This is a genomic window from Cephaloticoccus capnophilus, from assembly GCF_001580045.1.
GTDB lineage: Bacteria > Verrucomicrobiota > Verrucomicrobiia > Opitutales > Opitutaceae > Cephaloticoccus > Cephaloticoccus capnophilus.
Genome location: NZ_LSZP01000015.1, coordinates 1 through 20406 on the forward strand (window position 1 = coordinate 1; position 20406 = coordinate 20406).

Here is a 20406-nt window from a genome sequence, read left to right on the forward strand (position 1 = left end):
GTGATAACCCGTTTGGGCGAGGTGGGAAAAATCACCAGTAAACTCCCACCTCCAAGTTTGGGTTCACTTTCTACAGAGCCGCTTGGCTGCTGTGCGAATGCACGGCAACCAAGCGGCTCTGTAAATGGGTGCAGCGACACGCTGCCGCCCCACGCGCAGTGGAAACTCAGCGAAAAAAGAAGCCCGAGGCGGTAGCACCTCGGGCGGTTAGGTCGCAGCGGGTCTCTTCGCTAGCGGTTACTTGGTCGCGGCGTGCTTCCGGCGTGGCGACAGGTAGTCGTAGCTGGTGAGCACCATCATCATAACGACCGAGCCATAGGCCACGATCATGTCGATGCTGACGGAGACGAGGGAACCAAGGTAAATGAGCAAAGTCGCGGCGAGCAGGCCGGCGATAAGGGAGGGCAGGTGTAGTTTGTCTTTCATGACGTCGGGCGTTCTTCGGGATTGGGCCTTCGGCGGGTGATTCGGTGTTTTGCTTCAGCTCACTCGGGTTGGTGGCCGGCCCTACTATAGCGCAGCTTTACAATAATAAAAATCGTTAGTATTTATGTGTTCCATCGATTTTGTTTATGGAATTATATCAACTGCGCTCGCTCATCGCCGTCGCCGAAGGGGGCAACTTCACCCGCGCCGCCGAGTCGCTCGGCCTCACCCAGCCCGCCCTCAGCCAGCAAATCATCAACCTAGAAAAGGAGCTCGAGCACAAACTCCTGCACCGTCTGGGGCGGCGGGCGGTCCTCACCGATGCGGGCCGAGTCTTTATCGAGCGCGCACGCCGCATCCTGCTCGAAGCCGATAACGCGACCAAAGAAATCCGCGATCACGCCCAAACCGAAAGCCGCATCACGGTCGGGGCGATCCCCTCGGTCGCGCCCTACATCCTGCCTGCCCTCATCGCCCAAGCCCGACTCGATTACCCGCAACTCCAAATTCGTGCGCGCGAAGACTTTCGCCCCGAACTGCTCGACGCGGTGCTCGACGGCTCGCTCGACCTCGCGATCGTTTCCACTCCCGTTGCGAATCCCGCGCTCGCAGTCGAGCCACTCATGCGCGAACCGCTGCTCCTCGCCGTAGGCCCCGAACACCCGCTGCTCAAAAAAGCAAAAATCAAGGCCGCCGACCTCGCCGAGGAGACCTTTATCATGCTCGGCACTTCGAGCTCGCTGGCCGAGCGCGTCCGCCAGTTCTGCGGCGACCACAAGTTCGAGCCACGCATCGGCTACCGCTGCTCGCAACTCGCCACGGTCAAGTCACTCGTCGCTCTGGGCGCAGGCATTGCCATCCTGCCGCGCATCGCTCGCTCCTCCAAAGACGACGGCCAAATCGTCTACCTAAACCTCGCCGACACACAGCCCACGCGCGAACTCGTCGTCGTGCGCCATCTCCAAAGCTACCAAGCGCGCGGCATCCTGCAGTTCCTCAAAATGCTCCGCGAGGGCCTAGGGGCTGCACACTCCATCGCCCGAAAGCCCCGCAAAAAGTAAGCCCGCCACCACCCTTACCCCATGTGCACACAAAACAGGCTCGAAGCCGCGCGCGCACGCCATCTACGCTCTCTCCCACGATGACGGTCGCTTCCGCTCCACACACCCCAAACCCCTCCCTGTTGCACAACTCCGAGCCGCCGAGCCCCAAACTCAGCGACCTCGAAATTAAAGATGCCCACCTCATCTTCGAGTCGGTGTGGCACGAGTTGGAAGAACAGCTAGGCCGACAAGAGCTTCGCTTCCCCAAGGAGATCATCCTGCTCGGCGGCGCACCGGGTGCAGGCAAAGGCACCAACACCGCCTTCATCACCAAGGCGCGCGGGCTCACCTGCCCGCCCATCGTCGTCAGCGCGCTGCTCGATTCCCCCGAGGCCCAGCGGCTCAAAAACACCGGCCACATGGTCGGCGATCGTGAGGTCATCGGACTCATCCTGCACGAGTTGCTAAAGCCCATTTATCGCGACGGCGTCGTGCTCGACGGCTTCCCGCGCACACTCGTCCAAGTCGAGTGCCTCAAGCTCCTCGTCGATAAGATGCACCAACTGCGCCACGAGTTTTACGGCACGCCGCTGGGCATCCACTTTCGCCAGCCCACCATCCACATCATGGTGCTCTTCGTCGACGAAAAGGAATCAATCGCCCGCCAACTCAAGCGCGGACGCGAGACCCGTGAGCACAACGAGGAAGTCCTGCGCACCGGCGTCGGCACACTCTGGGAAGACCGCGCCACCGACCACGACGAAGCCCTCGCGCAACGCCGCTACCGCGTCTTCAAAGAGCAAACCTGGGAAGCCCTCCAATCGCTCCAAGAGATCTTCCACTACCACTTTATCAACGCCCAAGGCAGCTTTGCCGAAGTCGAGGAAAACATCACCACCGAGCTCGCTTACCAAAGCACCCTAGAGCTCGACCCGCAGACCGTCGACCAACTGCGCGACGTGCCCGTCGCTAGCGAGATCATCATCCACGCCCGCCAAGAACTGGTGAAGCGGCTCGACGGCTACGCGATGGAGCAGCCCAAGCTCTTCGCCAGCGTCGTCTCCTTCATTGGGCAAAAAGTCATGCCCATCGTGATTCGGCACGCGATCTCGGGCACGGCTATCATTAATACCGAAGACACGGTTCTCGACGATCCGCTCGCCCTCTCAATGCTCATCGATGTGTTCTCCGAACGCGGCTACCACGCCACAATCGACCTGCACCGAATCGAAGTGCCCGAACGCGTCGACCTAGCGACCGGCCAAATCCACTGCCGAACGAAAAAAGTCTACCGCATCTCGATCCGCTTCCAAGGCTCCCAAATCCGCCGTGGCTGAGGCGAGCACCCCGCCTCTGCCATTCACGCTCCCGCTTCATCCCTCCCGCGTGGTCAAGTGGCACAGCTCACTGACCTGCGAAGAACTTCTGAATCCGGCGCAGCGAAGCCACGAGGGTGTCGATTTCCCCCGCCGTATTGTAGAGGGCGAAGCTAGCGCGCGTCGTGCTCGTGAGCCCGAGTTTGTGCATCAGCGGTTGGTTGCAGTGGTGGCCGCCGCGCAGCGCGAGTCCGTCTTCATCGGCAAAGGTCACGACGTCGTGCGCGTGCACATCTGCCAATGCGAAGCTCACGATACCACTGCGCTCCGCGCCCGCTGCTGGGCCAAGCAAGCGAATGCCGGGCAACTCGCTCAGCCGCTCGTAAGCGATTCGCCCCAACTCATGGCAGTGCGCGGCGATGTGCTCGCGACCGACCGAGTCGAGATAGTCGCAAGCCGCAGCGAGCCCGATCGCGCCGGCGATGTTCGGCGTCCCTGCCTCGAATCGCTCCGGCGTCGGCTTCCAAGTCGCGCCGTCGTAACTGACGGTCGCAACCATCCCGCCGCCGGTCTCGTAAGGCACAAGTTTTTCCAAAAGCTCACGGCGTCCGTAAAGTGCGCCGATGCCGGTCGGCCCACACATCTTGTGCCCTGAGATCGCGAGGAAATCGCAGCCCATCGCCTGCACATCGATCGGCTGGTGTCCGGCAGATTGCGCGGCATCGACGAGCGTAAGCGCACCGACGGCCCGCGCCTTCGCGCAGAGCTGCGCAGCCGGATTAATCGTCCCGAGCGTGTTAGAAACATGAGTGAAGGCGAAGAGCTTCACTTGCGGCGTAAGCAGCGAGTCGAGTGCGGCGAGGTCGAGCCCGCCTTCTCCATTTTCGCCCAAGAGTGGCACGAGCCGCAGCGTCGCGCCGCTCGCGCGAGCGAGCTCTTGCCAGGGGACGAGATTGCCGTGGTGCTCCATCTCGGTCGCGAGCACGACATCGCCCGGGCGCAAGTTCGCGCGCCCCCACGTTTGCGCGACGAGGTTCACGCTCTCAGTCGTCCCGCGCGTGAAGAGGATTTCACAAGGATCCGCCGCGCCGATGAAGCGCGCCACGCGAGCGCGTGCGCCTTCGTAGCCATCGGTCGCGCGCATCGATAGTGCGTGTAGCCCGCGATGCACGTTACTGTTGTCGCGTTCGTAATAATGCACGAGCGCATCAATCACGGCGCGCGGCTTTTGCGTGGTCGCGGCATTGTCGAGATAGACGAGCGGCTTTCCGTTTACGCTTTGGTGCAGAATCGGAAAGGCCTCTCGGATGCCTCTCATTGGCGCTGCATCGATGCCGCTGCGTCGTAAAGGGTTTGATGACATAGGTTGCGAAAAGCGAAGCGGACGAGGGCTTAGTCCAGGTGAGTTTCAGTGGTGATCGCCAAACCGGAATCCGCCGCAGATTCGGCTGAGACGGGCTCGCTCTTTAGCGCACCGAGTGCCGCATGCCAACCGAGCGTCGCGCACTTAATCCGCGCGGGAAAGGCCGACACTCCGGCAAAGGCGGCGATGTCGCTCATCTCTTCTGGGGCTTCGCCGGTCGTCACGATTTGCTTAAACTCATCGAAGAGCGTTTGCGCCTCCGCCGCCGTCTTGCCCTTGAGTTGCGTCGTCATGAGCGAGGCGCTCGCCTGCGAAATCGCGCAGCCAGAACCATCGAAGGACAGCTCGGCGATTCGCTCTCCATCGAGCCGGATGTAGACGCAGCACTGGTCGCCGCAGCTCGGATTATCCCCGCGCGCGACGCGGTTGGCGCTCGGCAGCTTACCGCGATTTCGGGGGCGGCGGTTGTGGTCGAGAATGACCTGTTGGTAGAGTTCTGTAAGTTCAGGCGACATCGCAGTCTTCGACTCTCTCTTATCTGGCGGCGGGCTTAAATCGGCCCGGCGTCGGCTTTAGGTGAGGTGATTGGCAGAGTTTCGCTTCTCAACGTTTTGCTAGGGTCTGTTCCCGTTTCAAACGCGAGACGCGCTTAGCGCTGAGGTTGCTGTGTTTGGAGTGATTTGAGCCGGGCTTCGAGTGCGGTCATTTTCTCAATCAGCTCCTCAGCTACCTTATCTTTGCTGCGCTTATCGACGATGTTCAGGTGCGCGACGTCTTTGACGATGTTAGCCGGCAGCGAGAGGAGCCGCACGATGAGCCCTTGGTCTTTCTGCGAGCTAAGGTAGAGCGCGGTCAACTCGTGCGAGATTTTAAGCGCATCGTGCGCGGCAGCCTGGGTCTCCATGAGGTTATTGTTGAGCTGCTGGTTCTTCGCCAGCTCACCGGTGAGGACGCTGCCGAGCTGATCGCTGATGCGCTGGCTGTAGCCCTCGATCGCTTCGCGCGTGAGGTTTTGGTCTGCACTCATCTCGGCGAGAATGGGGCCGATTTGCTGCGCCATGCGGGAGGAGACGCGGTCGATTTGCTCGTTTTGCAGCGCCTCCGCCTCCTCGGGTGTCGCAGCGAGTCCACCGAGCGGATTGACGCGCCGCGCAATCGCGTCGGCGAGGGCCTCGACCTTCTCTTGGTTGAGTTTGGCGATCTCCTCGTCGGTCATAAAGATGTCCGCTTGGCGGCGGGAGATCGCGTCCTTAAGGAGCTGATCCATATCGGCGATTTGGCGGCGGCTCTCTTCCGCAGCGGCTTTGAGTGCGTCGTTTTGCTCGCGCAGCGGAGCGAGCTCTTGCTGCTGCGACTGGGCGAGCCCGGCGACCGTTTGCAGGTGCAGCCAGTAGGCACCACCGACGACCAAGACTGCGGTCACGATGACCACGAGAAACTGTTCTTTTAATTTAGACCACATGGCGGGAAGGAAACTTAGGTTAAAAACGGATAGGGCATGAGCACAACGAGTGCGTTCAGCTCGGTCGGGATCGGTGTTGAGTGTGCAATGTGCAAAGCAGTTCCGGCTTTGCGATTGTTTTTGCCAAAAGTGCACGCAGCGTCGCCCGCCGTGAGCCTCAACCGCAGCGAACAACTCGTTTTCGACTACTGGCAAGAAAGCCCCGACGAGCGGCGTTTCTGGCAGGACAAGGTGCGGGCAAGCGCCGCCGAGGCTGCCGACGATTTCGAGGCCGCGCGGCGGCTCGATGGCGAGTTGTGGGCCTACTTTGTGGAGCGCAGTGCGGTGCTCCCACGCTTTCGCGAAAGCTCGCCCAATGACGGCATCGCCGGAGGGCGCACCAGCATGAAAAACTTGGCCGAGCTCACGCTGCGGCTGTGGACGGAGCCGCGCAAAAAGCCGTCGAAGGCCGCCTCTCGTGACGAGGAGTCGCAGCCGCAGGGCGAGTTTCGGTTTTCATAGGATTAGGCAAAAAAGAAAGCGAATCAGGCTACCGAATCGCGCGCTGCGGGCAGTATCATCGCCAGTCTTTTATGGATGCCCCGCCCGCTGCGAAACCTGAAACGACACGCTCTGCCGCTAGAAAAACGCCCGCTGACCCAGCCCCACGCGCTTACTGGAGCGGCGTCTTTGCCATGTCACTGTGCGCCTTCGTGCTGATCGCCTCGGAGTTTATGCCGGTGAGTCTGCTGACGCCGATCGCCGCCGACTTGCGCGTAAGCGAGGGGCAGGCCGGCTGGGGCATCGGGATTTCGGGTGTCTTCGCCGTCCTCACTTCGCTCGTCGTGCCGCGACTCGCAGGGACGCGCGACCGGCGCACACTCTTACTCGCATTGACGGCGATCATGGGAGCCTCGGGCGCGATCATCGCCTTCGCGCCAAACTACCCCGTCTACATGCTTGGCCGTGCGCTCATCGGCGTCGTTGTGGGCGGGTTTTGGTCACTGTCGGTCGCAGTCGCGATGCGGCTCGTACCGCTCGACCAAGTGCCGCGCGCGCTCGCGGTCTTTAATGGCGGCAACGCGCTAGCGACCGTGCTCGCCGCACCGCTCGGCAGCTATTTGGGGGCGCTGATTGGCTGGCGCGGTGTCTTCCTCTCGCTCGTGCCCTTGGCCGCCGCGACGATTGTTTGGCAACGGCTCTCGCTACCCAAACTCCCCGCGCTCGGAGGCGAAGAAAGCGGCACACAAGAACGCGGGACATCGGTGTTCTCAGTTTTCGTGAGCCAGCGCGTCGTCACGCTCGGCATGCTCGCCGTGGGGCTCTTCTTCATGGGCCAATTCACACTCTTCACCTACGTGCGGCCCTTTTTGGAAAACGTCACAGGAGTAAACGACGCCTCCACGCTTTCGCTCATCCTATTCATACTCGGCGCGGCGGGTGTTGTGGGGAACGCACTCATCGGCGCTGTTCTCCGCCGCAGCCTCTACGGCACACTCATCACTACAGCGCTACTCATGGCCCTGCTCGCGCTCGGCTTGCTCGGGCTCGGGCAACACCTCGCATGCGTCGCGGTCCTGCTCGCGCTTTGGGGGATGATCGGCACGGCCGCGCCCGTTGGCTGGTGGAGTTGGCTTGCCCAAACCTTGCCCAAAAACGCCGAGACCGGCGGCGCGTTGATGGTCGCCGTTATCCAACTGGCAATCGGCTCTGGCTCCTTCATCGGCGGCTTACTCTTCGACGGCTTCGGCTACCGTGCGACCTTCGCCACCGCCGCTGCGCTCCTCCTCGCCGCCTCGGCTCTCGCTGCGCTGACACACAGAGAAACCCGCGTGGGCGCGAAGTAAATTCGCCCCACGGCAAACGCTAATCTAATAAAACTACTGTCATCTCCTATCATGAAAACACGCATACTCGGTCAGTTTAACGGTGGGCTCGAAGTCTCGGCACTCGGCCTTGGCTGCATGGGGCTCGACTTCGGCTACACGCACAACGGCGACGTCAGCCAAGAAGCGGGCGCGGCCCTACTGCGCGGTGCAGTCGATCACGGCATTACCTTTTTCGACACCGCAGAAGTCTACGGCCCTTACACAAATGAGACCCGCGTCGGCGCGGCACTCGCGCCCGTGCGCGACTCGGTCGTCATCGCAACGAAGTTTGGCTTTCGCTACGAGGGCGGGAAAAACGTCGGCCTCGATAGCCGCGCTGACTCCATCCACCGCGCCGTCGACGGCTCGCTCAAACGGCTCGGGACCGACTACATCGACCTACTCTACCAACACCGTGTGGACCCATCCGTGCCGATTGAGGACGTGGCCGGGGCGGTCAAAGAGCTCATCGAAGCGGGAAAGGTCCGGCACTTCGGGCTCTCCGAAGCGGGCGTTAAAACCGTCCGCCGCGCGCACGCCATACAGCCCGTGACTGCGCTGCAAATGGAATACTCGCTGTGGTTTCGCGACGTGGAGACCAACGGCATCCTCGCCACCGCCGAAGAACTCGGCATCGGGCTCGTGCCCTATAGCCCACTTGGCAAAGGCTTTCTTACCGGCGCACTGAGTGGCGCATCGCTGCCCGCAAGCGACTTTCGCAAAGCCCTACCCCGCTTCGCGGACGAAGCGATTCAGAAAAACCGTGCGCTCGTGGAGCTCATCCAACGCGTCGCTGCAACCAAGCGCGCCACGCCCGCACAAATCGCGCTCGCCTGGCTCCTCGCGCAACGGCCTTGGGTCGTGCCGATCCCCGGGACGACTAAACTGCAGCGGCTCGAGGAAAACCTCGGCGCGGCCGCTGTAGAACTCAGTGCGGCCGAGCTTGCGGAAATAGCCCGGGCCGCCGCTGCGATCCCGATCGAAGGCGCACGCTACACGCCCGACCAACTCGCACGCGTCGGCATCGATGCCCCCGAGCGCACACAGCCTTAAGCTCCGTTATTGGGCGCTGTGCGGATAAGCACGGCGCCCTGCACGAGAACACACGCGGGCACAGCATCCGCAGCCGCTGCCACTCGATTGAAAAAGCGAAACGCCGGCTCGGCTACACGCACCGCGCTCCACGAGCCTCGCCGCGACTGACCAATCGCTCCCGCGCAAGCGGCAGTCTCGGCTCAAGCTGAGCACCGCGCCTCGTGCCGGATTTTTCGTGCGCGTCGGTGCCGGTGCCACATTGAGAAGGCGAGCGCTCCGGTGGCGAGGAGCGCACCGGTCGTCGCCGGTTCGGGAGTTTCTGGCGGCGGCGGATAGGTCGGAGGGATATACTCGAACTCCGCCTTAATCTCCCAATAGTCTTTCTTTTTTTCTTTGGCGTAGAATTTTTCGACGAAGATTTTGTTCAGATACTCCCCTTCAAACTTGATCTTCGAGATGAGCTCTTCGGTCGGGGCTTCTTTCGAATCGATGAGGATGTGGGTGTTGTATTTATCCCAACCGCGCACGATCAGTTCGCCGTTAATCTCCAGTTCGCCGAGGTAGAGGATGCTTTTGGTATTATCGGTAGTCTCTCCTCCGCTACCTATATAGGAGGAGTAAAACTCAATGACGCCGCTGCCTTCGATCACGAGTTTCTGGAGAGTCTGGCGGGGACCACGGGGAGGTTGGGCGCGGTCGAGTCGGAAGATGGCCTCGCCTTTCGGGCCGCCGCGCAGGGTCACGGTCGCCTTTTCGTTTATCTGCTCACTTGCTCCTCTGACGCTGATCCGCGCGTTGCCTTGGCCTGCACCGACGTAGATATTGAGCCCGGGAATATTGTGTACGGAGCCTCTCTTACGGAAGAGCGTGAGCGTGCCTTGGTTCACATAAACGTCGCCCGTGAAGCTGTTGTCGTTGACCTTTGGCGCCGGTGGCTTCGGAGAACTAAAGACCAGCTCGCCGTCGCCGGTTTTGATGAGGCCGGTGGGGCCGTTTGGGCCGTCGGTGATGATGGTGTTTTCAATCGCGAGCCCACCCGTGCCGGAAACGTGGATTTCGTAGTTGTCGCGAGTGGTGGTGAGTGTGCCGCCTCGGAGTTGGTGGCGAAACTCGTCTCCGGTGGCGATGATGCCCGCGCCGGTAACGGTGAGCGTGTGGTTGTTTAAATCGACAATTCGCCCAAGCGGGTTGCGGTCTTCATCGTCTCCGCCAAGTCCCTCGCCTTCAAATTTGAGCGAGGCGAGCGAGCGGTCGGCACTGACGAGCAGATTCCCGGCCGGCGCAGCATTCACGCTCGGGCCCCAGCTCTTGTCGCTGCCGGTTTCGTAACCCGAGTAAGCGCGGAGCTGGTTGTGACTATCCACGGTCGCCCAGTCGCATCCGTTAACCGTGGTGCGCGGGATAACGCCGTGCAGGAGTTCGGGTTTTTGCAGGAATTTGACAGTCGTGTTTTGCGAGAAATCGGAGCCGTTCGAGGCCACAAAGTTGAGGTGCGCGGCGGGCGCGGCGAAGCTGAGTTTGCCGATGCTAATCGTCGTCCCGAGCTTGCCTGGGCCACCGCCGGAGACCTCAAACTTACTCGCGCCTTGGCCCACTGTGAGCGTGCCGATGCGCTCGAGCGCGGCGGCGTTATTGCGGGTGAGGAAGCGAAAGTTGCCCGAGCTGAGCGCGAGGTCGCCACCGTTGAAGCGCTTGTTCACGACGTGCTGCACGTCGCGATTATCAATGACGAAGCTGCCGCCCGCGCTGACTTGCACGGCGGGGTGTTTTTTAAGCGTCCCCTGCTCGCTTAGGCGGAGCTCTGCGCCTTCGATGAGGAGCGGGCCGGTGAAGTGCGGATTGGCCGTTGCGATATCCATGCGCCCATCGCCCACGAGTTGCAGCCCACGGTGGCCGATCAGCTCGCGCTTCATGACGAGCGTGGCGACCTCGTTAGCATCTCGGCCCGCGGCTAGGGAGAGGCTCCGCATCGCGTAGTTGCCGAGGTCGATAGCGGTCTCCCAAAGGATGGTTCCGAGACTCTCGCGTGCGCCAAAGACGAGTTGGCCATCGCGATAAACGAGTTGGTTCCAGCGGATAGGCTCATCGGGCGTGGCCGAGCCGGCAGGGCTGACGCGGAAAGAGAGGTCGCCGTGCAGCGCGGTAAAATGCGTGTCGCGAGTCTCGTGGGTGGCGACAACGGATGGAGCGAGCGGGGCGGATGATGCGGGCTGGGCGGGTGCCTCCTGAGGTGCTTGCTCAGCCGCGAAACTTTTGCCCGAAAGAGTGAGGACAAACGAAAGCACAGGGAGCCATTGCGAGTAGCGAAACATGCCCACGAGCGCATACGCCCTCACCGCAAGATTTTAGCCGAAACGGCTAAGTAACGTTTCCTAAAAGCCTCGTAAGAGACTAGCGGCGACTACCGTCACTACTGAAATGACGGGGCATCTGGCTCGCGGCTCGCCACTCACGTGTGCTGCGCACGCTCGCCGCGCTGCGCAGACTCCGAAGCGCGCGCGCGCCTTCGCCACGCCGCGAGCGCAAGCACGCCCGGGGCTACGATCGCACCGCAAATCGCAGGCTCGGGGATGGGTACCGCTTCGAGTGACCAATAGCCATCGGAGGTCTGGCTGACGCGGAGGTTAGCGTGACCCTCGACGTGAATTTTGGCTAAAAGCTCCGCGTCGGGTTGGACGGAGCTTTTGATGAAAATCTGCGTATCGTGTTTATCCCAACCGCGAATGGTAAGCTCGCCGCGCAAGTCGAGCTCGTCGATGTAGAGCGCATTCTTGTTGGGCGAAGTCCCTTTACCATCCGTAATAAACGGGTCGATAAACTCGATAACACTACTGCCCTCGATCACGAGTTTTGAGAGCTTTTGGGAGACACCTTTGCTGGGGTGCGTTTTCTCAAAACGCAGGACCGCCGCCTCGCCCGCCTCCCCACCGCGCAGCGTCACCGTCGCCTCCGGGTCTATGTGATCGCGCCCGCCTTTGAGATTGAGAATGGCCGGGCCGGAGCCGTCGCCTACGAAAATCGTTTTCGAGGCGATCGCCCCATCCTTGGAGCGCAGCGTCAGCGTGCCGCGCTCCACCCGAACCTCTCCGGCAAACGTGTTCTTCGTCTGGTTGGAAAGGATGAGCTCGCCGTCACCCGTTTTGATAAGGCCGGTCGTCCCGGTCGCGGCGTTAACCATGACCGCAGCGATTTCCAGCCCGCCATAGCCCGCGCCGCCGCCAGTGACGTGGATTTCGAAATTATCGCGCGTGGTCGCCAGTGTGCCGTTCCAAATTTTGTCACGCTTTTCGCCCACCGAGAGAATGCCCGCGCCAGTAATGCTCAGCGTGTGCTTATCGAGATTAATGACCCGCCCCAACTCATAGCCCTCCCTGTCCCAGCTATCGCCCACGCCATCAAGTTTGATGGCAGCGAGCGAACGGTCGGCAGTGACGAGGTAGTTTCCTACCGCGAGGACATTCTTAGTCGGGCCCCAGTTTTTTTGCGCAACCTTCTCAAAGTGCACCCGCTCAATCGGAAGCTGCCCGTCCGCGCGGCCACTGCTCGCGGCTCGCCACTCACGTGTGCTGCGCACGCTCGCCGCGCCGCCGCCGATAGAAAATACACTCGTTAACTGCGAAGCCCGACCCGTGCGCGGCGGCTCGCGAATAACGGCACCTAAACTGTCCGCCGCCGCCAAATGGGACGTATCTGAATCGCCGATACTCGCAGAGTTGGAAGCGGTAGAACGCTTAGGCGAAAATTGCGGTGTAAACGAAAATGCGCCGCTCGGGCGTAGTTCGCTAAAATCGCAGAAAAACCCAATAGCGGCCGCACTCGCTGTGTTCGCGGGCGTAGAACTCGCTAAGTGGAGCGTATCACCGCCACCGAAAAATCGCGCCGCCGACCGGGCCTCCAAAAAAAGATCGCTGCCTTCCGATTCCTCTCGCTCCCAAAGTGGCAAGTTCCCCTTGCCTAAAACCATACGCTGCATTCGCAAAGTCTCCCACTCGTCACGGGCACCCACTTCGGCAAAATCCAGTGCCTCAATAGGAAACTCGCCAAGCAGCGGCGCACGAAGCCAAAACAGCCGCGCGTCTGCCTGCGCGCCTTCTAAATCGCAGGCGTCTTCCCGTTCGCACTCCGACTCGGCAGCAAAATCGTCGTCCGCCACCACTCGGCAAACAAGGCTGGGCATTTTTGCGGATTCACTGGGCTCCCCTTCCGACTCCCTGTCCGCAAAAACTGCCCCGCAACACCCAAGGGTAAAAAGAAGCGGGAGCAGGCATCTGAAGACTGGCCTACACGGGAACATGCCCAGCTAAGCCCATACGTTTTCCCCGCAGCCTCTCAGGCCAAACCCCTACGCGCTTTCCCGCACCCGCTGCGCAATCGCCGAAGTCGCGCCCACTCCTTTTTCCACTACGCGTGGGGCCGCAGGCTGTTTTATTTGGCGGCGGGCTCGTTGGCCCGCCATCCTGTGCCTGCACCCGTTCAATTTGGGAATTGGCCTCGTCGCTTCGCGACGAAACCAATTCCCAAATTTGAAAGCATTCCCCCCTGTCGCGCTGCGACACTAACGAAAGGCTCTATTTCAAAATCGCGATTTGTGTTCGGAGGCAAAGCCTCCGGACCAAATCGCGATTTAAATGGGAGTGGCAGCATGCCACCGCCCCACGCGCAGTGGAAGCGCAGGGTCGGGGCCGAGGGGTTCGCCAAGTGAGCGCACAAAAAAGGCGCACCGGATTCCGGTGCGCCTCGGGAGAGACTCTTAGTAGTCCATGCCGCCGGGAGCGGGCGCGGCGGGCTTATCTTTTTCCGGGGCGTCGGTGATGATCGCCTCGGTGGTGAGAAGTAGCCCTGCGATGGAGGCTGCATTTTGCAGCGCGGTGCGAGTGACCTTGGTCGGGTCAACAACGCCTGCTTTGACGAGATCTTCAAAGACGCCGGTCGCGACGTTGTAGCCGTTGTTGCCCTTGCTCGCGAGCACTTGCTGGACGACGACTGCGCCTTCGACACCGGCGTTGAAGCAGAGCTGCTTGAGCGGAGCTTCGACCGAGCGACGGACGATTTGCGCGCCGAGCTTTTCGTCGCCTTCGAGGGAGTTAATGACTGCGTCGACTGCCTTGCCGGTGCGCAGGAGCGCAACGCCACCGCCGGAGATGATGCCTTCCTCGACAGCCGCGCGGGTCGCGTGGAGGGCGTCTTCGACGCGTTGCTTCTTCTCCTTCATCTCGGACTCGGTCGCGGCGCCGACGTTGATGACGGCCACGCCACCGGCGAGTTTGGCGAGGCGCTCTTGGAGCTTCTCGCGGTCGTAGTCGGAGCTGGTTTCCTCGATCTGGCGGCGGATGAGCTTCACACGGCCTTGGATGTCGGAGGACTTGCCCGCACCTTCGACGATCGTGGTGTTCTCCTTGTCGACGACGATGCGCTTGGCGCGACCGAGGTCGGAGAGTTGCACGTTCTCCAGCTTAATGCCGAGGTCTTCGGAGAGGAGGCGTCCACCGGTGAGGACAGCGATGTCTTCTAGGATGGCCTTGCGGCGGTCGCCAAAGCCGGGGGCCTTAACGGCGACGACGTTGAGCGTGCCACGAATCTTGTTTACCACGAGCGCGGCCAGTGCCTCGCCCTCGACTTCCTCGGCGATGATGAGGAGGGGCTTGCCACTCTTGGCGGCGGTCTGGAGCAGCGGGAGGAACTCTTGGAGGTTGGAGATCTTTTTCTCGTGGATGAGGATGTAGGCGTCTTCGAGGACCGCTTCCTGTGTCTCCATGTTGGTCGCGAAGTAGGGCGAGAGGTAGCCTTTGTCGAACTGCATGCCTTCGACGACGTCGAGCGTGGTCTCGATCGACTTGGCTTCCTCGACGGTCACGGTGCCGTCTTTGCCGACCTTTTCGAGTGCCTCGGCGATGATGTTGCCGATCTCGGCGTCCCAGTTGGCGGAGACGGTCGCGACTTGGCGGATTTCCTCGGAGGCGTTCACCTTCTTGGAGATTTTGGCGAGCTCGGCCACGGCGGCCTCGACGCCCTTATCGATACCGCGCTTGAGGTAGATGGGGTTTGCGCCAGCGGTGACGTGGCGGAGCCCTTCCTTGTAAACGGCTTCGGCAAGGACGGTCGCCGTGGTGGTGCCGTCACCGGCTGCGTCGTTGGTCTTGGAGGCGACTTCCTTCACGAGCTGCGCGCCGATGTTTTCGTAGGCGTCGGCCAGCTCGATTTCCTTGGCGACGGTGACGCCGTCCTTGGTGACGGTCGGCGAGCCGAATTTCTTGTCGATGACGACGTTACGGCCTTTGGGGCCGAGCGTGACTTTGACGGCTTTGGAGAGGAGCTCGACGCCGTGCAGGACTTTCTGCCGGGCCGATTCGTCGAAGAGGAGTTGTTTAGCCATTTGTGTTTAAGAGAGTGGGTTAACGATTTTGTTTTGTAGTGAGTAATTGCTTACGCGGGAAACCGGGTTGGCCGATTGGGCGAAAACACACGGTGTCGCGCCTTAGGCGACGACGCCGAGGATGTCATCCTCACGCACAATGGTGTATTTCTGGTCGTCGATTTTGACTTCAGTGCCGCCGTATTTGGAGATGAGGACCTTGTCGCCGACTTTGACTTCGAAGGGCACGTTTTTGCCTTGCTCGTCCTTCTTGCCGGTGCCGACAGCGATGACGGTCGCCTCTTGGGGCTTTTCCTTGGCGGAGTCGGGGATGATGATCCCGCCGCGCACTTGCTCTTTTTCCTCGATGTGCTGCACGAGCACGCGATCACCGATGGGTTTGATGCTTACTTTAGCCATATGATTTTAGTTTTAGGTTAGAGTTCGGTTGGAGGTTAACTGTGCGCGGGAGCGGGAAGGACTCCGAGCGACCGCGCACAAAAGGGATTTAGCAGGCGCATCCGGTGAATGCGCCCGCGCGGGTAGCGGACTTACTTCTTGTCCTTGTCGTCTTCGACTACCTCGAAATCGGCATCGACGACGTCGGCCTGTTTTTCGGGGCGTTTGCCGGAGTCAGCCGCGGAGGACGCGCCGGCGCTCGACGCATCGGCTGCGCCGCCCGCTTGGGCCGCTGCCTGCGCGGCTTGCTGGGCTTCGGCGTAGAGCTCGGCGCCGACTTTGGAGAGGTTCTCTAGTGCGGCCTTCATCTGCGCGGCGTCGTCGGACTCGAGGGCCTTTTTCGCGTCGGCAAGTGCGCTCTCGATGGGAGCCTTCTTCTCGGCAGGGAGTTTGTCGCCTGCTTCGCCAAGGGTCTTTTCGAGTTGGTAAATGGAGCTGTCGAGTTGGTTGCGGGTCTCGACGGCTTCCTTGCGCTTCTTGTCTTCTTCGGCGTGAAGCTCGGCTTCCTTGGTCATCCGCTCGACCTCTTCTTGTGAGAGGCCAGAGGAGCCTTGGACGGTGATTTTTTGGTCTTTGCCCGTGCCGAGGTCCTTGGCGGAGACGTGGAGGATGCCGTTGGCGTCGATATCGAAGGTGACTTCGATTTGCGGTGTGCCGCGCGGCGCGGGCGGGATGCCGTCGAGCTTGAAGGTGCCGAGCGTCTTGTTATCGCGGGCCATCGGGCGCTCGCCTTGGAGGACGACGATTTCGACGGAGGGCTGGTTGTCGCTGTAGGTCGAGAAGGTCTGCGTCTTCTTCGAGGGGATGGTGGTGTTGCGCGGAATCATCGGCGTGGCGACGTCGCCCGCAGTCATGATGCCGAGCGTGAGCGGCGTGACGTCGAGCAAGAGCACGTCGCGCACGTCGCCTTTAAGGACGCCGCCTTGGACAGCGGCACCGATTGCCACGACCTCGTCGGGGTTGACGCCTTGGTGCGGGGTTTTACCGGCGAGCGATTTGGCGATTTCCACGACCTTGGGCATGCGGGTCATGCCGCCTACGAGCACGAGTTCGTCGATCTGTGAGGAGCTCAGCTCGGCATCCTTGAGGCAGTTCTGGAAGGGCGGGCGGCAACGCTCAAAGAGCGAGTCGCAGACCTGCTCCATCTTGGCGCGGGTGAGTTGCACATTGAGGTGCTTGGGGCCGGTCGCGTCAGCAGTGATGAAGGGCAGGTTGATATCCACGGACTGCGCCGAGGAGAGAGCGATCTTGGCCTTCTCGGCCTCTTCCTTGAGCCGCTGGAGGGCCATCGGGTCGTTGCGCAAGTCGATACCGTTTTCTTTGCGGAACTCGTCGACGAGCCAGTTGATGAGGGCGTCGTCCCAGTTGTCGCCGCCTAGGTGGGTGTCGCCGTTGGTCGCTTTGACCTCGAAAACGCCATCGCCGATTTCGAGCACCGACATGTCGAAGGTGCCGCCGCCCAAGTCGAAGACGGCGATTTTCTCGTCCCTCTTCTTGTCGAGCCCGTAGGCGAGCGAGGCCGCGGTCGGCTCGTTAATGATACGCTGGACGTCGAGTCCGGCGATTTTACCGGCGTCCTTGGTGGCTTGGCGTTGCGAGTCGTTGAAGTAAGCGGGGACGGTGATGACCGCCTGCGTGATCTTCTCGCCGAGGTAGGCTTCAGCGTCGGCCTTGAGCTTCGCCAAGAGGAAGGCGGAGATTTGCTGCGGCGCGAATTGCTCGGTCTTGTCGGCAACCTGCACCTCGATGAACGCGTCGCCGTTTTTGCCTGCGACGACTTTGTAGGGGAGCGTTTTTACCTCCTCTTGGATTTCGGAAAATTTGCGCCCGATTAAGCGCTTGGCCGAGAAGACCGTGTTGCGCGGGTTGGTCACCGCTTGACGCTTGGCCGCTTGGCCAACTAGGCGCTCGCCGTTCTTGGTAAACGCGACGATAGACGGCGTCGTGCGCGCACCTTCAGCATTGGGGATGACGACCGGCTCGCCACCTTCCATGACGGCCATGCACGAATTCGTCGTTCCTAAGTCGATTCCTAAAATTCTGCTCATGCCGCCCTATTAAGCAGCCTGCGTGCCAAGGTCTTACTGTTTTTTAACATTATTTCAGTTAACAACTTAAAAACGATTGCGCGCTCCCCTGGGCAGGTCCTCGCTGCGCCGCCCCCATGCCAACCGCGTCACACTGGCACACTCGTGGCACAGTGTGCGGGAGGGACTGTTCCCGTTTCAAACGCGAACCGCGCTGATACGCTTTTTCCACTACGCGTGGTGCGGCGGTCAGTGACCGCTTCCATTTAATTTGGGAATTGGCCCCGTCGCTTCGCGACGAAACCAATTCCCAAATTTGAAAGCACTCTCCCCCTGTCGCGCTGCGACAGGGGGAGGAGTAAAAGGGAAAGTAGAGTGATAACCCGTTTGGGCGAGGTGGGAAAAATCACCAGTAAACTCCCGAAGTTTGGGGTCCTTTTCACAGAGCCGCTTGGTTGCCGTGCGAATGCACGGCAACCAAGCGGCTCTGTGAATGGGTGCAGCGACACGCTGCCGCCCCACGCGTAGTGGAAAAGTGCACCACGCGCAGTGGAGGTCGTGAGCTCTCGCATTTACCTCGCAGCGGCGCCAAAAGAGGGCGGTTACGAACGCGAGCCGAGCATCGGACTCGAACCGACGACCCACGCTTTACGAAAGCGTTGCTCTACCAACTGAGCTAGCTCGGCATCTCACGCGGCCTTCCCACTCGGGGAAGAGAAGACCGCCGAAGAAACGCTCGCCGCTCGCCAGCGCAAGCCTTCATTTGCCGGCAGTCGCTCCTGCCTTTTGACCCTCCAACAGCCCGTGACCACTGCCGAAACTGCCGCCATCCCCACCGCTCCGCTCCGCACCGAACTCTTCGATTACCCAGTCCCCGAGGAGCTTATTGCGCAAAGCCCCAGTGTACGGCGCGACGACTCGCGGCTCCTCGTCGTAGACCGCGCGACTCACACGATCAGTCACCACCGTTTCGCCGAGCTTCCAAACTTCCTTAGCGCGGGCGATACCCTCTTTCGCAACAACGCCGCTGTGCTCCCGGCCCGGCTTCGCGCCCGACGCATTATTAGGAGCGAAGGCGGCGCGACTGCACTCGGCGGCGCAATCGAGTGCTTCCTGCTCCGCCCACACGAAGCCGAGCCTCAAAACACATCGACTTGGCACTGCCTGCTGCGCCCCAGCAAACGGCTTCCGGTAGGCGCAGCTTTCGCAGATACAAACCGCGAATTCTCCGCTGAAGTGTTGGCAAAATCCGCCGACGGCACAGCCCTCGTTCGGCTAAAATCGCACCGCGAAAATGAAACCGTGCCCGAACTCGCCCGCCGACTCGGCAGCGTTCCCTTACCGCCCTATATCCACCGCGAGAAAACGGAGGCGCCAAGCACAACGGGCAAAGACTCACAACGCGCACGCGACCTCGACCGTTACCAAACCGTGTATGCGGATGCCGCCCGCCCCGTCGCTGTCGCCGCGCCGACTGCCGGACTGCACTTTACGCCCGAACTGCTCGGCAGCCTCGCCGCACGCGGTGTCGCGCTCGCCGACCTCACGCTCCACGTCGGCCTAGGCACCTTTCGGCCCATCACCACCGAAACCATCGAGGCGCACCAAATCCACCGCGAGCGTTACGAAATCCCACCGCACACGATTGACCGGCTCCACAACACTCGCGGTCGACGTATCGCCATTGGCACGACAACGCTACGCAGCATTGAGCATTACCTGCGCCAAACCCAAGCCTGCGCGCCCTGCCCTCCCCTTCGCGCCCATCTCGCCGAAGCCGACCTCTTTATTTACCCGCCCGCACAGTTTCGCGGAGTCGATGCGCTCTTAACCAATTTCCACCAGCCGCGCTCGACGCTACTGTGCCTCATCGCCGCCTTCCTTTCGCCTGGCTCGACCGATGGCATCACTTGGTTTCGCGAAATCTACGCCGAAGCAATCACCCGCAAGTACCGCTTGTTCAGCTACGGCGACGCGATGCTGATTCTATGAAACAAATCGGCCCATACAGGGGACGAAAGCCCCCTCAGCACCCTCTATTTTGATCAATTAACTAAAGAAATTTGCAGCCCGCATTTGCATCTTCGCCTAAAGCTTTTAACTAGGCCCCCCTCGCCCCAAGATGACTGCACCGATACGCACACACGCCTCCGACGCGACGCCGACGAGCGGCGCGCCAAGAAAGAAGATCCTGAGCCTCCTGCGCCTCCTCTCCGCCTTCTGTCTCGTCTTCGGCATCGTGTATTGGTCGGGCAAAGGCGCACACACCGGCTGGAGCATGAACCGCGTGCCCGTAACGCAAGTCGACGAAATCACCGGCATTGAGTTCATCACTTACGAAGACCGCTTCGTCCCGGGCATTGAGTGGCTCGGTGGCGCAGTTGGGCTCGCCGCAGTCGCCTTCGGACTTTCCTTTTTCTTCCGTACTAAGAAAACCCACAATCCATGAATAAATCCCTCCTCGTAAGCACACTGCTCTTCGTCGGTAGCGCAATGACCGCCGCCACAGCGGCCCCGCAGGCCTTCGACTTCACCGACCCGAAAGGCGTCAACGCCATCCAGTTCAAACTCGACTCGCTCCTAGAGCCCATCTCAGGCACGGCCAGCGGCGTGTCGGGGAAAGTCCACTACAACCCCGAAAACCCTACCGAGACCACGGGCAAGATCGTCGTCGCGACCCAGTCCGCCCTCGTCTCCAATGCCGTCATGACCGAGCACATGCTCGGCGAGCAGTGGCTCGACGCCGCAAATAACCCCGAAATCGTTTTTGAGCTTACTAGCCTCTCCAACACCCAAACCGAAGGGAACAACACCACCGCGACAGCCACCGGTAAACTCACGCTCAAAGGCATCACCCGCGAGATTTCCGTCCCCGTGCGGCTCTCCTACCTGCCCGGAGCCTTCGGCAAGCGCATCAATAAACCCGAAGTCCCCGGCGACCTACTCGTCATTCGCGGCGAGTTCTCCATCGCCCGTGCCGACTTCGGCATCATGCCCGGCCAGCACGAGGACAAGGTAAACCCCGAGATCGCCCTCTCACTCGCGATCGTCGGCAGCCCAGCCCAAGACTAACGCT

At 61.1% G+C, this 20406-nt stretch carries 17 protein-coding genes and 1 tRNA gene; 8 read left to right on the forward strand and 10 right to left on the reverse strand.

Going from position 1 to position 20406, the window contains the following annotated elements; translation table 11 throughout:
* Positions 1-237: 237 nt before the first annotated feature.
* Positions 238-426, reverse strand: coding sequence for a hypothetical protein (locus tag AXK12_RS01605; RefSeq protein WP_068711033.1), 189 nt, complete (start codon positions 424-426; stop codon positions 238-240).
* A gap of 146 nt (positions 427-572) precedes the next feature.
* Between AXK12_RS01605 and AXK12_RS01610 the strand changes: the two genes are divergently transcribed.
* A complete protein-coding gene (locus tag AXK12_RS01610) occupies positions 573-1487 on the forward strand; it encodes a LysR family transcriptional regulator (RefSeq protein ID WP_068711034.1) in 915 nt (304 codons plus the stop codon).
* An 80-nt stretch (positions 1488-1567) separates the two neighbouring features.
* Positions 1568-2806 carry a nucleoside monophosphate kinase gene (locus AXK12_RS01615; protein WP_068711035.1) on the forward strand — a complete coding sequence of 413 codons (1239 nt, stop codon included), beginning with the start codon at positions 1568-1570 and terminating at the stop codon, positions 2804-2806.
* A 67-nt stretch (positions 2807-2873) separates the two neighbouring features.
* Here the strand turns inward: AXK12_RS01615 and AXK12_RS01620 are convergent, their stop codons facing one another.
* From AXK12_RS01620 to AXK12_RS01630, 3 genes are all read right to left on the reverse strand, one after another.
* Positions 2874-4148 (reverse strand): aminotransferase class V-fold PLP-dependent enzyme, encoded by a 1275-nt coding sequence (locus AXK12_RS01620; protein ID WP_269446578.1) that lies wholly within the window; start codon positions 4146-4148, stop codon positions 2874-2876.
* A 29-nt stretch (positions 4149-4177) separates the two neighbouring features.
* Positions 4178-4663 carry a Fe-S cluster assembly sulfur transfer protein SufU gene (gene sufU, locus AXK12_RS01625; protein ID WP_068711037.1) on the reverse strand — a complete coding sequence of 162 codons (486 nt, stop codon included), beginning with the start codon at positions 4661-4663 and terminating at the stop codon, positions 4178-4180.
* A 134-nt stretch (positions 4664-4797) separates the two neighbouring features.
* Positions 4798-5610, reverse strand: coding sequence for a coiled-coil domain-containing protein (locus tag AXK12_RS01630; protein ID WP_068711038.1), 813 nt, complete (start codon positions 5608-5610; stop codon positions 4798-4800).
* A 150-nt stretch (positions 5611-5760) separates the two neighbouring features.
* Between AXK12_RS01630 and AXK12_RS01635 the strand changes: the two genes are divergently transcribed.
* The 3 genes from AXK12_RS01635 (at position 5761) to AXK12_RS01645 (ending at position 8510) form a co-directional block, all read left to right on the forward strand.
* A complete protein-coding gene (locus AXK12_RS01635) occupies positions 5761-6111 on the forward strand; it encodes a hypothetical protein (protein WP_068711056.1) in 351 nt (116 codons plus the stop codon).
* Between the two features lie 71 nt (positions 6112-6182).
* Positions 6183-7436 (forward strand): MFS transporter, encoded by a 1254-nt coding sequence (locus AXK12_RS01640; RefSeq protein WP_197456954.1) that lies wholly within the window; start codon positions 6183-6185, stop codon positions 7434-7436.
* A gap of 51 nt (positions 7437-7487) precedes the next feature.
* The gene (locus AXK12_RS01645) at positions 7488-8510 is read left to right on the forward strand and encodes an aldo/keto reductase (RefSeq protein ID WP_068711040.1); all 1023 of its coding nucleotides are present in this window, start codon (positions 7488-7490) and stop codon (positions 8508-8510) included.
* 182 nt (positions 8511-8692) lie between these two features.
* On the opposite strand, the gene AXK12_RS01650 is transcribed toward AXK12_RS01645, so the two are convergent.
* The 6 genes from AXK12_RS01650 to AXK12_RS01675 all read right to left on the reverse strand — a co-directional run bounded on the left by AXK12_RS01650 (position 8693) and on the right by AXK12_RS01675 (position 18016).
* Entirely contained in the window at positions 8693-10777 is a 2085-nt protein-coding gene (locus tag AXK12_RS01650) for a hypothetical protein (RefSeq protein ID WP_156468776.1), read from the reverse strand.
* Positions 10778-10941: 164 nt separating this feature from the next.
* Complete coding sequence (locus AXK12_RS01655) at positions 10942-12669, reverse strand: hypothetical protein (RefSeq protein WP_197456955.1); 1728 nt, start codon at positions 12667-12669, stop codon at positions 10942-10944.
* A gap of 573 nt (positions 12670-13242) precedes the next feature.
* Positions 13243-14865: a chaperonin GroEL gene (gene groL / locus AXK12_RS01660; protein WP_068711043.1), complete on the reverse strand. Its 1623-nt coding sequence runs from the start codon at positions 14863-14865 to the stop codon at positions 13243-13245.
* Between the two features lie 102 nt (positions 14866-14967).
* A complete protein-coding gene (gene groES / locus AXK12_RS01665; protein ID WP_068711044.1) occupies positions 14968-15264 on the reverse strand; it encodes a co-chaperone GroES in 297 nt (98 codons plus the stop codon).
* Positions 15265-15395: 131 nt separating this feature from the next.
* On the reverse strand, positions 15396-17351 hold the full coding sequence (gene dnaK, locus AXK12_RS01670; RefSeq protein WP_068711045.1) for a molecular chaperone DnaK: 1956 nt from the start codon (positions 17349-17351) through the stop codon (positions 15396-15398).
* A gap of 592 nt (positions 17352-17943) precedes the next feature.
* A tRNA-Thr gene (locus AXK12_RS01675) sits at positions 17944-18016 on the reverse strand.
* A 118-nt stretch (positions 18017-18134) separates the two neighbouring features.
* On the opposite strand from AXK12_RS01675, the gene queA reads away from it, so the two are divergent.
* The 3 genes from queA (at position 18135) to AXK12_RS01690 (ending at position 20402) form a co-directional block, all read left to right on the forward strand.
* Positions 18135-19322, forward strand: coding sequence for a tRNA preQ1(34) S-adenosylmethionine ribosyltransferase-isomerase QueA (gene queA / locus AXK12_RS01680; RefSeq protein ID WP_082782561.1), 1188 nt, complete (start codon positions 18135-18137; stop codon positions 19320-19322).
* Between the two features lie 130 nt (positions 19323-19452).
* Positions 19453-19779 carry a hypothetical protein gene (locus AXK12_RS01685; RefSeq protein ID WP_068711046.1) on the forward strand — a complete coding sequence of 109 codons (327 nt, stop codon included), beginning with the start codon at positions 19453-19455 and terminating at the stop codon, positions 19777-19779.
* Positions 19776-20402: a YceI family protein gene (locus AXK12_RS01690; RefSeq protein ID WP_068711047.1), complete on the forward strand. Its 627-nt coding sequence runs from the start codon at positions 19776-19778 to the stop codon at positions 20400-20402. The genes AXK12_RS01685 and AXK12_RS01690 overlap by 4 nt, the downstream gene beginning before the upstream one ends.
* The last annotated feature ends 4 nt before the right edge of the window (positions 20403-20406 follow it).